The following is a 12656-nucleotide window of genomic DNA, read 5'->3' on the forward strand; positions in this document are numbered from 1 at the left end:
TTAGGCGATAGGCTATAGGCGATAGGCGATATGTCATTGTGTGGTGATATCGAGACGTGGTGCAACGCTGAAAACAGAATGGCCACGATCAACAATATGTTTGACTGCATCATTTTTAAACTTCTCAGGATAACGCTTACCGCTCAAGGGCATATCTCTTTAAGCCATCTTAATTGACTCAGATGTATTTGTTAAACACCTGGCGATTCTAAAATGTGTTTTAATATAAAGGGTAACATTTATAACTTAATTAACCTATTAATTAAACTAAAAGTTCATGATTTACTTTAAAACCTGACCTTCTATTAATCATATATTTGCAAGCATAAATCGTTTAATGCTCTTATTCATTCCCTTCGCGATTATCTCATATGATTATTCTGTTTTGATCCTACGTAATAAATCAGGGTATTGTTTCTGAGGTTAATAAGTTTACAGAATTTACACCCAGCATTCTCAGGAGTGAGAAATATGACTTCTATACATCTTGATATCATAAGTTAATATTTCATCTTACTCTTCCGGGTGGCTTTGTAACTTATCTGTATCATCTCTTTAAAACAGTTTGATAAAATCCTGGTAAAAAAACCTGATCTGTTATCGCTAAAATAGCACTACCGTTTTTTTAACTATGACTCTTCGGACAACAAAATATTTCGCCATTAGTAAAGTGATAAATTACAACATCGAAGTTAGCATTTATTGCATCCTCTTCTAAAGAGATAAACTCAGATGAAAAATGAGTTTATCTCTAAAAACACCCAGGTATTCTCGAAAACCTAAAGCAAGATAAGAACCTGGAATTTCAATATTTAACTTAATAATACAAGCAGTTTCATACAATAAAAGCCGGAAAGATTACCCTTTCCGGCTTTTAAATGCTCAATATGGCGCCATTATTAATACACTGGATCCAGTGTAAATACCTTCAGGAAAATCACCTATTAGCTTATCCTCGATAGTGACAGATGAACTCCCTTTGGGTAATGATATTTTACTACCTAAAGCCTGACTATTGATTGTTATTTCTGCCTTCTGCTCTCCGAGATAAATATATTTTTCATTACCCGGAAAACTAAATTGAACATCCATATCAGCAGTACATTGCAGGGAAATCTGCTCGCTAACCTTATTTCCGTCAGTAGCTCCCAGCGAACCGTGGTCCAGAAGTACTTCTGGTGTTACAAACTTACACGTTTGATTTACTGGTGGTAATGTCATGCATCCTCCTGGATAAATAAATGAGCTCCAGTCAGAAACTTTACTTGGTGCTGCCCCCCATGACACGCAATTATAGGGTGATGCATAAAACGTAATAGCTCCATTTTGGTATTCCGATCGACTAGCATTATATGCTTCGATTGCCATTTCACCAATTGTTCTTTTACCATCCGCGTAAACATGCCCAGCAAAATCAGCATCATTCGCAGTGTTGTTTTCACGCGCAAATAGCGTTACAACATAACCGGATGGTGGTATTTGTTCAGAGCCAGGTCCAATATCGGTAATGAGAGTTTTGAAATAAGCCGCATCAATTTCACGAGGCTCAGTCTGTGCTATTGTGGTTTTAGTAACAATCACAACAGGATAATTGCCTGCAAAAACAGGGGAAACAAATAACAAACTTAACAGATAAAGTATTATTTTCATTTAACTTATCTCTGGAATTTATTGATAACTTAGCAAAAATGTACTGTTAGCAGTAAAATCTCCAGGAGAAAGACTTTTACTTGCAACCATTGTTGGTTTTGCTTTTACATACGCACCAAAAGTTAATGAATTTTTTCCACTAACTAATTGAGTAGCAGGACTTGATTTATTAACCGCTAGTAAGACTCCATCATTTAGTTCCAAACCAATCGCAATACCTTTTGCACTAGATGAAGTATCTAACGTCAGCATATCAGTTAACTCATCATCTGTAGTCCCTTTAAATGTCACACTCACCGTTTTCAATATAGATGGGTCACAATTTTCTAGATGAATAGTAAACATTTGACTTTTAGTACGCTGATATTGGTAAAGATATTTAACAATGACCGTTCCAAAATCAACATGGATATCGGTATCAGAGTCCGGTAGAGTGCAGGGTTCAGCCACTAATGCCCCTGAGAAATGAATGTTATCTGCCGCATATAATGGGTTTATAGTAATTATAGCTGCCAGAATTATGGGGAAAAATATTACTTGCCTCATCATCATTTCCTCACAAATAGTCCGTTCTCAATGTCATAGCCGCCTCAAATGCTCCTTCGGTGAGCGTTACTCCAGGGTCCTTAACAGGAACCGCTTCTATTTTAGGCGGTGCAGAAGGGTCACTGAGTACAACGCGCTCCGCAAAAGTCGCCGCCACACCATCGACCAGGATATGGATCCCCAGACCTGTTTTGTTCGTCTGCACTCCTGCGGAATCAAAGGCCGCAGGGCTCGTTGTATCTACGACAATAGCCAGATTGTTGGCGCTGTACTCCGCATCACAATCCACACTGTAATTGACCTGCTGCCTATAGTTATTTCCATCAACTTTGTTGATTCCAAGATTATCTCCGAAAAGTACTTCGATGCTTTGCCCGTTATTAATGGTGCAAGGAGGAGCAACCAGGGTACCATGTAATGACAAATTATCACCCGCCAGTGAAACCAATGGCAGGATCATTAGTGATATTAATAAATTATACTTCATTGATAACCCACCATCATTGTTGCACTTGCGGTAAACCCTCCTGTAGGCAAATGTGTTCCCGGTTGCTGAACCAGTTGAGCCTTCAACTCCGGTTTACTGGTGGCATTCGCTAAATTGAGTTCACCATTTAAAGGGAAATCCTGTCCATCCGCCTTCACTTTAATTCCAAGCTCCGAAATGTTAGTTTTTAATAGTGTATTATCAAAAGCTGCTCCGGAGCCGTTTATCCTCATCACAAGAGTTTTACTTTCATCAGCGTTCGTGCAATCCAGTGTATAGTTTACTACCTTTTCAATAACGCCTCTTGCTACATCAGTGGTAATAACACTATCGCCAAAATCCACATCAATAACTTGGTTATTATTAATTTCGCAAGGTAATTTCTGAACGGTAACTTTCACAGTAACATTAATATTATTGTCATCAGCAAATGAACTATTTGATAGTATTGCGCCAACTAAAATAGTAATAGCCAGAGTATAAAATTTCATTATCACAACCTACTGGTAAATAATGCTGAAATTAACCAGAGCATGATACGGCCCTGCAACGAACGGAGCTGCGGTGCGTTCAGGCTGCAGGGTGAAGGTCACCTGGTTCTGGCCCGGGTTCAAAAGTATGCTGTTACTATTGCGTGATAGCATTACCGATTTCCCCTGGCTATCGCGCAGGCGGAGGCCGATACCGGATGCCCCCATTACTTTAATCAGCGCCGGATTGTCATCATCCTGCACCGCCATAAAACGCGCCTTATAGGGTGGCTGTAAAGCGCTGATGGTGGTTGTCATAGGCGTGATATTGGTGCTCCAGTTCACTAATTCAGGGCAATCATGCAGATAGATGTTCACTTTTACCGGCGCAGCAGCTTTTCCGACCTGGTTTACGTCCGCGTGACTGATGCTGCCGAGATCCACATCCTGCCAGGCCGAGTCCATCACCATCCTGCAGGTGTTCTCCAGTAGGTCACCATGGACAAACAACGTTCCCGTATCCACCAGAGGTTTTTCGTTTTCTGCACTTGCAGTACAGGATACGGCCAGTAACAGGCTGGTGAGCAGCATAGATTTAGTCATTCCATTCATTATGTTCTTCCTTTAACCGGTGGTTACTTGTCTTTCAGCAGACTAGCAGTGCAACTAGCGCCATTACAGGTAAACTGAATTTGCGGTCTTCCACCGTAGTCGTTCACATAGGTCAGCACTGGCGTGTTACCCAGCGCACTGGCAGCTGCCTCAATAGCGCTCTCTGTTTTTGGAGCTACCATGACCGGCTGGAAACTGACCGGATTTCCTTTTGCAGACGGGCGCCCTTCAACAATCGTCAGGTAGTACGGGGTGGGGTTGTTCAGCACATACCGGTCCCGCTTGCGGGTCAGGGTCACTTTCTCTACCCAGTCACCCTGCGCGGCCTGAGTTTTGTCCAGCGCAATGCCCGACGGGCGATAGAACAACTTGATGCGGGTCTGCAGTGCAATCTGCAGAGTGTTCGGCTTGTTGCTGCGCGGAGGGATTTCTCGCAGGTTGAAATAAAACAGGGATTCCCTGTCCTGCGGCAACGAGCTTAGCGCAGGAGTGGTCTGCACTTTAACCTGACTTTTTGCGCCCGCTTCCACACGCTGCACAGGTGGCAGTACGGTCAGCGGTGAGGTGATCTTGTTACCCTTAGAATCCTCAATCCAACCCTGAGCAAGGTATGGCAGATTTTTGTTCTCGTTGCTGATGTTGAGACTGACCGATTTCTCGCCGCCGTTTAAAATTACGCGGGTGCGGTCAAGCGCGATAGCAGCACTGGCCTGTTGTGCGGTCATCAGGCCAGTCAGGGTGATAGCAAGAACGGAAAGTGCATTTTTACGGTTTAACATTTTCATTTTGTTCACTCATTTAATGATTTCAGCGCCGTCACTCATTGGCACGGCAGTAACAGATTTCCGTTCTGATTCAGTCCTGTTAATTTCTCCGGGACGGTAACGGTGCACTGTACTTTTCCATCCCAGCTCACATCCAGTTTTGCGTCCGGCTTAAGGCCGGAGAGATACGTCTGACCTTCGTCGTTGACGATCCCAATTTCCTGTTTATCAGAGTTCTGTACGCTGGCACCAAACGGCGGGAAACTGCCATCGGCCAGACGAATAACTCCCATTGCCTTTTCTCCGGAGATCACGTTGAATTTACGGTAGCCAATCGCCCCCTCGGTCAGCGTGGCCTGCACCACCGAGGAAGAAACTTCGGCGTTATCCGGCAAGTCATTAATATCGATGCTCAGGTTATTTTTGTTGTAATCGCTGACTTCAGTGATTACCGCCTTGCCGAAGCGGTTAGTACGAGTGCTGTCACTGTAACCCTGTACCGGAATGTCTGTGGCGTCACCGGTATCCACCATCACGCGAGTCCCCCCCAGGTTGTTCGCTCGGTGCAGTGCCGCACCATGCGATGTTGCCGTCACCCCTCCACGCAGAGATAGACCGGCAGAAGTGTACTGGTTCTGCTGGTAATCAAGATTGGCAGTTATGTCGGCCATGTCCGCTGAATGATCGTAGTAACCACTAAGGGTACCGCCATTATTGCTGCCACCAGCCGCAATACGGTAGTTATCGCCATTTTTAAGGTGGTCAAAATACGCCAGATTATGGCTATTGCTGTCGCCGTTTACTGAGCCGTTATAACTGAGCGAACCGGAGTCACCCCATGGCACGGAAAGCGACAGGTACATACCATCATCATTTTCACCGTTAAATTTATTGCGATAAGCCGTCAGTGAACCGTTAATGTTTTTCCATTTACCGATGTCGAAGTAACGCGAGAGCGATAGGTTATAGCGATCTTCTGCTGGGTTATTCCAGTAAGTCTGATGCGAATAGTTCAGGTATGCGGAAAGCCCCAATGACTTAAACTGCTGGCTGAAGGTCATTGTGTACATCTCTCTACTCTGCATAAAGTCTTCGTGACTCGTCTTGTAGCTCAGGTAGTCGTTGAAGCTCATGTAGTCTTTCTCAGAGAAGCGATAACCCGCGAAAGTCACCTGGCTACCGGTATCATCAAAGCGTTTCGAATAACTGACCCGGTATGACTGTCCATGTCGATCTTGGTCTTCCAGCTTTGTGTCTGAGCGCGTTACATCAAATGAGAGAGCACCTAGTATCAGCAAATCACGGCCAATACCCGCCGCCACGGAAAGGTAATCGCTGCTGCTTACCATCCCTCCATATAAGGACCAGCCGTTGCTGACCCCCCAAGAGAATTCGCCCGAACCAAAGGTTTCGCCTTCAGTGCTGTGATCGTAACTCGTCGGTTTTCCGGCAAACACCTTGTAGCGCACGCTGCCCGGACGGGTCAGATAGGGAATGCTGGCTGTGCTAACCTTAAATTCCTGCACTGAACCATCCTGCTCCTGTACCCGCACGTCAAGCATGCCAGAAACCGCATTATTCAGATCCTGTATGGCAAACGGTCCAGCCGCCACCTGAGTTTCATAAATCACTCGTCCCTGCTGGGAAATAGTCACTTTGGCGTTGGTTTTCGCGACGCCGGTCACCTCTGGCGCATAACCACGCAGGTTTGGTGGCAGCATGTTGTCATCAGAAATCACGCTGGCCCCGGTAAAGCGGAAGCTATCGAACAGATCCGAATTGAGGTAGTCCTCACCCAACGTCAGCTTTGCTTTCAAGGCGGTTAGTGCTCGGTAGAGATATACCCGACTCCAAGTCCACTGTTTCTGACCTGAACCGTTATCTTCACCGGATTGATCGTCATAATTAGTTTGCCAGTCCGCACGCGCACGCCATGCTCCCATATTGGCACCGAAGGTACCGTTACCGGAGACACTGTTCTCGTCACTGCCGTGCGAGTTCTGACGGGTCTGAGCATTGAGGTTATAGTCGGCCAACAGGCCGGGTACCCCCTCATCCCACATGCTGCTCGGTACCCAGTTATCATTGGTGTACTCCAGATAAGCCTGCGGAACGCTGATGGTCAGTACCCCGGAACTCAGATCTGGGTTCACCTCCACACCTTTCAGGGCCGTAATGTCCACGCACTGACTGTTGTGCCAGGAGGTAAATGCTTTTGCGCTGTCTTCTTTAAAGCCAAGTTTCTTTACCACTTCAGGTTTAAAACACGCTTTCGAATCCTTGCCATCCTCGCCATCGGGATAAACCGATATCGACTGCTCTTCCAGTTCGTTCTCATTAATTTTAATTTTAAATATATAATCCCCAGGCATGATATAACCACGTTTTGCGAAGTGGCTTAGATCGATATTTTCTTTATCTTTAATATCTAGCACATCAGTATTAAACTGAATATCATCCGCAGCTTTTACGTTCCCGTGAAAATTTATAAAGACACATGCGGTCAGTACTGTCCACTTTGCCGACCTTTTAACAAGATTATTATTTATCTTTCTGTAAATCATATCCGCCACACAAGTAACCTGACAGTCAAATAAAAAGAAAAAAGCTTGCAGAACTGAATTTAGAAATATTCAATTCGGTACCGAATAATGGCACTATAATCACCAACAACTATATCGCGCATTGTATTTCTGAGTCTAAACTGATAATCCAGCCGGTTATCTGACACTGTTATCTGCTGTAAGGATACAGGCCGACCTGGGTGGATAACTGCACCATGGCTGTCCTGCAGCTGTAGCGCTACACCGCCCGCATTACCGCTGACCCGGAAAAGGCCATCCTCTTCATCACCGTCAAAAATTATGTTCAAATACTGCCAGGCGGAGGGCTCCGATGAAGAGTCAATTGCGCACTTGGTTAAATGGATGGAAAAGTCTTCAGGTTCACCCTCACCGGTGCGTTTAATATGCCCACGGGTTTCTCCGGGCATAGTAATTTCCTGATAACCGTCTCCCATATCAATATCACAAGCACTGGAAATAATTGCACCATTCATACTGACGCGTCCGGATAACGCCGGATCAAACTCTGAAGGAGGGTTAACGTCCCGGTGCGAGGCCTGCGCCGCGAAAGCCATTGCGGTAAGTAAAAACGTCAGTACGGCGTACATTAATTTACTCATAGTTTCCGGTTCTGATATTAAAAAAACGCCTGCGGGGTACAGGCGTTTCCAGCTCAGCCGCTGGGTTTACTGGTAAGCGAGAGTAAAATCAGCAATCGCGGTGAAATCACCCGTGGTTGCAGTCACACCACTATCACCCTGCAGATAAGCGGAGAACAGAAGGGTGTTATTACCATCTTGCAGCGTACGCCCTTCAGAAGCTTTACCCAGCTCAATCTGTTTGCCATCGCCGCCAGTCAGGATGATGCTCGCACCTTTAGCGGTACCGGTGATGCCCAGAGAGCCCGCAGTCGCACCTTCCGCACCGGTGAAGGTTGTAGTAACAGTTTTAGCGGTTACATCGGTGCAGTTTTCCAGCTTGATTTCAAAGTTACGCGGTGTAGATGTGCCACTGTTTGCCAGCGCAGCATTTGAAATTTGTCCAAGACTTACAGTCTGATCGATACTGTCTGGGCTAATTGAACATGGAGCATCAATAATAGAGCCAGTGAATGTTACTTTGCCGTGCCCCTGGTCAGCCGCATTTGCATTCGCCATCACAGCACCACTGAGCATTGCAGCAATAAAAGCAATCTTTTTCGTATTCATAACTTATATTCCACTACGATATATTCTTCGGGCTGATTTAATCGACCCATCCTTAACAAATAATTAACGCGACATTCCAATGTGGCGTTCGTTTGTTCGCTTTCAATTATTGCGAAAGATGTATCTTCTTACAATTCAAAACCGATCCCAATTTAGACAGAGACACTTATTAAGTCATATTACCAAAATTAGAGCTCCCACTATTAAAATGCCATTCTAAATTTGGATCAATTAAAATTAAGAGCTGATAACCATGGGTGCTAGACTTATGTTTTTTCCTGGAAGAAGTGTTCACTTCACATGGAAAAATTAACACGTAAAAACATGTAACCAGTAATGGAAGATAACAAACCAGTCATTATTATCTGCTTTGAGTAATTTTGTGAGTGGTATCTGCGCCTTCACGATTTCAGCATTTTTACCGAAGAAAATGTCAATACCCTGCTTTATGAGGAAAGACAAGAATATCACCCGTACTCACCATTAATAATTGATACGTACCACGGTATTTTTTACTTAAACATAGAAAGCATCACTATTCATATCGTTTATTTAAAATCAGAATTGAACCAATAAAAATTAAAAAAAATTTTATTACATATATTTCAAATTTGACTAATTTGACGGTTGCGTCTATATTTTTGTTACATAATACCTAATAACTTAGAATCCATGGTAACTGTTAATCTCAAGTCAACACGCACAAATCCGAAATATTTGATGGCGTTGATGGACAAGCTGGCGCCTTATCTGCAGTATAAGCGCGTCGAAGTAAATACCCGTTACACCATAACGGCTCAGCGGCAGTCCCCCTGCTATTTTATCCGCACGGGTGCAGTTTCCATGTACCGGCAGCCGGATGACATTCTCATCGATCTGTTTGATGCCCCCACACTGCGCGGCGTGATTGCCTTACCGCCGGAAACTCTTTCGGTATACGTCATCAAAACTATCGTACCCTCTGAAATAGCGATTATCGATCGTGAAAAACTGTTCGCGCTTCTTACCGAGCACAATCTTTGGGAACTTTTGGCTGACCATCTACTGGAAGCAAGCAGCATGGTTGTCGAGAGGATGTTTAAATTAATATCCCCGACGACCTATAATGTTGTCCGCCATCAACTCTATGAACTGATCAACCTTCCGGAGGACGTTCGAGAAACCATTCTTGCGGAAAATTACATTCGCAGTAAAACCCGCCTCTCCCGCAGCGGTATTATGCGCATCCTCTCTGATTTAAAGGATGGCGGATATATCGTTATTGTTAAAGGAATCCTAAAAGAAGTTCATCACCTTCCGGAGAATTATTAAAACAACTTAGATCATTTTGTACTTCCCTGGTGCTAAGACGGAGCCGAACGAAACAACATTATTAAAGTTCCCTTGTCGCCAGCGTAAACCTTTCCTCTTTTCTTACAAAGGCTTGAGACATAGAACAAGGAGGGGGCTCATTTATACTCGGCAGAAACAGTGAACACTAATGACGACGGAGAGTCCTTCCTGTCGGAAGCTAAAGCACAAAGTTGATTTCGGTAGGTTTTCGAAGAGTTTGAAATGGTGCCGATAATAGGAGTCGAACCTACGACCTTCGCATTACGAATGCGCTGCTCTACCAACTGAGCTATATCGGCCCTGAGAGGCCGGTTACGAGCGTAACCACGGGGCAAAAGGTTAGATCTATCCGGGTGATGCGTCAATGCCCTTTTGAATCAAACGGCTATTTTTGCATCACCCGTGATTATTTACGCACGAATCGTATCGTCACCGAAGCCGATCCACTTGTACGTGGTCAGCGCTTCCAGCCCCATCGGGCCGCGCGCGTGCAGTTTCTGCGTGCTGACCGCCACCTCTGCGCCGAGGCCGAACTGGCCGCCGTCGGTGAAGCGGGTGGAGGCATTCACATATACCGCTGAAGAATCCACTTCGTTCACGAAGCGATCGGCATTGCGCAGGGTGCGCGTCAGGATCGCGTCAGAATGCTGCGTGCCGTGTTCACGGATGTGCGCAATGGCGTCGTCGAGATCGGCAACGATTTTCACGTTCAGATCCAGTGACAGAAACTCATCGTCGTACTGCTCCGCATTTACGGGAACAACGTTAGCCGGGCCATCCTGAAGCAGCGCGAGCGCGCTGGCGTCAGCGTGCAGCGTCACGCCGCTCTCTGCCATCTGTTTGCTCAGAGCCGGCAGGAAGGTGTTCGCAATATCCTGATGCACCAGCAGCGTTTCTACGGTGTTACAGGTGCTTGGACGCTGGGTTTTCGCATTCACGATAATCTTCAGCGCCGGTTCAATCTCAGCGCTGTCGTCGACAACGATATGACACACGCCGATACCGCCGGTGATCACCGGAATCGTCGACTGCTCGCGGCACAGCTTGTGCAGGCCCGCGCCGCCGCGTGGGATCAGCATGTCGATGTATTTGTCCATGCGCAGCATTTCGTTGACCAGAGCGCGGTCTGGGCTCTCGATCGCCTGTACGGCCCCCGCCGGTAAGCCACACTCTTCCAGCGCCTGCTGAATGACTTTCACCGTCGCGGCGTTGGTGCGCCATGTCTCTTTCCCACCGCGCAGAATAGCGGCGTTACCGGTTTTCAGGCACAGGGAGGCGACATCCACCGTCACGTTTGGACGAGCTTCATAAATAACGCCGATAACGCCGAGCGGCACGCGGCGGCGCTCCAGGCGTAAACCGCTGTCGAGCAGCCCACCGTCGATCACCTGCCCTACCGGATCGGCCAGATTGCAGACCTGACGCACATCGTCGGCGATGCCTTTCAGGCGTGCCGGCGTCAGCGCCAGACGGTCGAGCATCGCTTCGCTCAAACCGTTACGACGCGCTTCCAGTAAATCCTGCTCGTTGGCGAGCAAAATCTCCTGGGACTGTGATTCCAGATAATCAGCGATTTTTTCCAGCACGCGGTTTTTCTCGCGGCTGGAAAGGAGCGCCAGTTTGTAAGAGGCAGCCTTCGCGGCGGCGCCCATTTGTTCCAGCATGTTCTGGCTCCTTAACGAATAATCATGTCATCGCGATGAACGGCAACCGGACCATATTCATAGCCCAGAATGGCGTCGATCTGCTGCGAGTGGTGACCCGCGATGCGGCGCAGCGCGTCGCTGTTGTAGCGGCTTACGCCGTGGGCGATGTCGCGGCCTTCGAGGTTACGGATACGGATCACTTCACCACGGGAGAAGTTGCCTGTCACGCTTTTAATTCCTTTAGGAAGTAATGAACTTCCTCGTTCCAGAATCGCGGCGGTTGCCCCTTCATCGACGACGAGTTCGCCAGCAGGAGGCGCGCCAAATATCCAGCGCTTGCGGTTTTCCAGCGGGGACTCCTGGGCGTGGAAGCGGGTGCCGACGGAGATACCTTCCATTACGTCGCCAATCACGCCGGGGCGGCTGCCCGCTGCAATGATGGTGTCGATACCGGCGCGGCACGCGACGTCAGCGGCCTGCAGCTTGGTCCCCATACCGCCCGTTCCGAGGCCTGAAACGCTGTCACCGGCGATGGCGCGCAGCGCATCGTCGATGCCTTGAACGTCAGTAATCAGCTCGGCTTCCGGATTCGAGCGCGGGTCGGCGGTGAACAGCCCCTGCTGATCGGTCAGAAGCAGTAATTTATCGGCACCGGCCAGAATCGCGGCCAGCGCCGAGAGGTTATCGTTATCACCCACTTTGATTTCAGCGGTAGCAACGGCATCGTTCTCGTTAATGACCGGAACAATATTGTTGTCCAGCAGCGCGCGCAGGGTATCGCGGGCGTTCAGGAAGCGCTCTCTGTCTTCCATATCCGCACGCGTCAGCAGCATCTGCCCGACGTGGATGCCATAGATAGAGAACAGCTGTTCCCAGAGTTGAATGAGTCGGCTTTGCCCCACGGCGGCCAGCAGCTGTTTGGAGGCGATCGTCGCGGGGAGCTCGGGGTAACCCAAGTGTTCACGCCCGGCGGCAATCGCCCCGGAGGTCACAATCACAATACGATGCCCTGCGGCATGTAGCTGAGCGCACTGACGTACAAGCTCGACAATGTGGGCGCGATTTAGGCGGCGCGATCCGCCTGTTAAAACACTGGTACCGAGTTTTACCACCAGCGTCTGGCTGTCACTCATGATTCTCTGCCGTTCAACGATAAGGGAAAGTAATGTCGAACGAACGTTTTAGCAGGAGTCAGCCCCGTTGCCAACTGCCTTAGCACATCGCGAAACACTTTGTTGCGCGGGATCAGGAAGCGTAGCGGGGGAATTTGGCACTTTTATTACCGAAATAATAAATCACAGTTTTTTAAAATTATTCTTAGTTTGTCATAAAAGTTTCATTTCAGAACGATAAAACCCTTCCTGTTTTTTCACGGGA

13 protein-coding genes and 1 tRNA gene are annotated in these 12656 nt (G+C 47.4%); 1 reads left to right on the top strand and 13 read right to left on the bottom strand.

The window, feature by feature from the left end; translation table 11 throughout:
• Positions 1-33: 33 nt before the first annotated feature.
• The 10 genes from ACMWLG_RS22175 to ACMWLG_RS22220 form a co-directional block, all read right to left on the bottom strand.
• The gene (locus ACMWLG_RS22175) at positions 34-153 is read right to left on the bottom strand and encodes a transposase (protein ID WP_414763032.1); all 120 of its coding nucleotides are present in this window, start codon (positions 151-153) and stop codon (positions 34-36) included.
• A 729-nt stretch (positions 154-882) separates the two neighbouring features.
• Entirely contained in the window at positions 883-1650 is a 768-nt protein-coding gene (locus tag ACMWLG_RS22180) for a hypothetical protein (RefSeq protein ID WP_127348424.1), read from the bottom strand.
• Positions 1651-1668: 18 nt separating this feature from the next.
• Positions 1669-2202 (bottom strand): fimbrial protein, encoded by a 534-nt coding sequence (locus ACMWLG_RS22185; RefSeq protein WP_226855139.1) that lies wholly within the window; start codon positions 2200-2202, stop codon positions 1669-1671.
• Between the two features lie 4 nt (positions 2203-2206).
• A complete protein-coding gene (locus ACMWLG_RS22190) occupies positions 2207-2683 on the bottom strand; it encodes a fimbrial protein (protein WP_045400556.1) in 477 nt (158 codons plus the stop codon).
• Complete coding sequence (locus ACMWLG_RS22195) at positions 2680-3174, bottom strand: fimbrial protein (protein ID WP_045400553.1); 495 nt, start codon at positions 3172-3174, stop codon at positions 2680-2682. Before ACMWLG_RS22195 ends, ACMWLG_RS22190 begins: the two co-directional genes overlap by 4 nt.
• A gap of 9 nt (positions 3175-3183) precedes the next feature.
• Entirely contained in the window at positions 3184-3765 is a 582-nt protein-coding gene (locus tag ACMWLG_RS22200; RefSeq protein WP_414763033.1) for a fimbrial protein, read from the bottom strand.
• 23 nt (positions 3766-3788) lie between these two features.
• Positions 3789-4544, bottom strand: coding sequence for a fimbria/pilus periplasmic chaperone (locus tag ACMWLG_RS22205; RefSeq protein WP_045400824.1), 756 nt, complete (start codon positions 4542-4544; stop codon positions 3789-3791).
• Between the two features lie 41 nt (positions 4545-4585).
• Positions 4586-7093 carry an outer membrane usher protein gene (locus tag ACMWLG_RS22210; protein ID WP_080338436.1) on the bottom strand — a complete coding sequence of 836 codons (2508 nt, stop codon included), beginning with the start codon at positions 7091-7093 and terminating at the stop codon, positions 4586-4588.
• Between the two features lie 59 nt (positions 7094-7152).
• The gene (locus tag ACMWLG_RS22215; protein WP_052671746.1) at positions 7153-7713 is read right to left on the bottom strand and encodes a fimbrial protein; all 561 of its coding nucleotides are present in this window, start codon (positions 7711-7713) and stop codon (positions 7153-7155) included.
• Positions 7714-7779: 66 nt separating this feature from the next.
• On the bottom strand, positions 7780-8301 hold the full coding sequence (locus ACMWLG_RS22220) for a fimbrial protein (protein WP_045400550.1): 522 nt from the start codon (positions 8299-8301) through the stop codon (positions 7780-7782).
• 720 nt (positions 8302-9021) lie between these two features.
• Here ACMWLG_RS22220 and ACMWLG_RS22225 point away from each other — a divergent pair.
• Positions 9022-9612: a winged helix-turn-helix transcriptional regulator gene (locus ACMWLG_RS22225; protein ID WP_045400548.1), complete on the top strand. Its 591-nt coding sequence runs from the start codon at positions 9022-9024 to the stop codon at positions 9610-9612.
• 244 nt (positions 9613-9856) lie between these two features.
• Here the strand turns inward: ACMWLG_RS22225 and ACMWLG_RS22230 are convergent.
• The 3 genes from ACMWLG_RS22230 to proB all read right to left on the bottom strand — a co-directional run bounded on the left by ACMWLG_RS22230 (position 9857) and on the right by proB (position 12412).
• Positions 9857-9932, bottom strand: a tRNA-Thr gene (locus ACMWLG_RS22230).
• Positions 9933-10043: 111 nt separating this feature from the next.
• Positions 10044-11297, bottom strand: a complete 1254-nt coding sequence (proA, locus tag ACMWLG_RS22235) for a glutamate-5-semialdehyde dehydrogenase (protein ID WP_045620032.1) — start codon at positions 11295-11297, stop codon at positions 10044-10046.
• Between the two features lie 11 nt (positions 11298-11308).
• Positions 11309-12412, bottom strand: a complete 1104-nt coding sequence (gene proB / locus ACMWLG_RS22240) for a glutamate 5-kinase (RefSeq protein ID WP_023310508.1) — start codon at positions 12410-12412, stop codon at positions 11309-11311.
• Positions 12413-12656 lie beyond the last annotated feature (244 nt).

It is taken from the genome of Enterobacter sp. 01-M-02-SI-ECC, from assembly GCF_047530595.1.
GTDB lineage: Bacteria > Pseudomonadota > Gammaproteobacteria > Enterobacterales > Enterobacteriaceae > Enterobacter > Enterobacter cloacae_M.

Excerpts from the sequence above, each read along its gene's own strand:
- ACMWLG_RS22175 (WP_414763032.1), bottom strand. The coding sequence starts at position 153 with ATGCCCTTGAGCGGTAAGCGTTATCCTGAGAAGTTTAAAAATGATGCA.
- ACMWLG_RS22180 (WP_127348424.1), bottom strand. The coding sequence starts at position 1,650 with ATGAAAATAATACTTTATCTGTTAAGTTTGTTATTTGTTTCCCCTGTT.
- ACMWLG_RS22185 (WP_226855139.1), bottom strand. The coding sequence starts at position 2,202 with ATGATGATGAGGCAAGTAATATTTTTCCCCATAATTCTGGCAGCTATA.
- ACMWLG_RS22190 (WP_045400556.1), bottom strand. The coding sequence starts at position 2,683 with ATGAAGTATAATTTATTAATATCACTAATGATCCTGCCATTGGTTTCA.
- ACMWLG_RS22195 (WP_045400553.1), bottom strand. The coding sequence starts at position 3,174 with ATGAAATTTTATACTCTGGCTATTACTATTTTAGTTGGCGCAATACTA.
- ACMWLG_RS22200 (WP_414763033.1), bottom strand. The coding sequence starts at position 3,765 with ATGAATGGAATGACTAAATCTATGCTGCTCACCAGCCTGTTACTGGCC.
- ACMWLG_RS22205 (WP_045400824.1), bottom strand. The coding sequence starts at position 4,544 with ATGTTAAACCGTAAAAATGCACTTTCCGTTCTTGCTATCACCCTGACT.
- ACMWLG_RS22210 (WP_080338436.1), bottom strand. The coding sequence starts at position 7,093 with ATGATTTACAGAAAGATAAATAATAATCTTGTTAAAAGGTCGGCAAAG.
- ACMWLG_RS22215 (WP_052671746.1), bottom strand. The coding sequence starts at position 7,713 with ATGAGTAAATTAATGTACGCCGTACTGACGTTTTTACTTACCGCAATG.
- ACMWLG_RS22220 (WP_045400550.1), bottom strand. The coding sequence starts at position 8,301 with ATGAATACGAAAAAGATTGCTTTTATTGCTGCAATGCTCAGTGGTGCT.
- ACMWLG_RS22225 (WP_045400548.1), top strand. The coding sequence starts at position 9,022 with ATGGCGTTGATGGACAAGCTGGCGCCTTATCTGCAGTATAAGCGCGTC.
- proA (WP_045620032.1), bottom strand. The coding sequence starts at position 11,297 with ATGCTGGAACAAATGGGCGCCGCCGCGAAGGCTGCCTCTTACAAACTG.
- proB (WP_023310508.1), bottom strand. The coding sequence starts at position 12,412 with ATGAGTGACAGCCAGACGCTGGTGGTAAAACTCGGTACCAGTGTTTTA.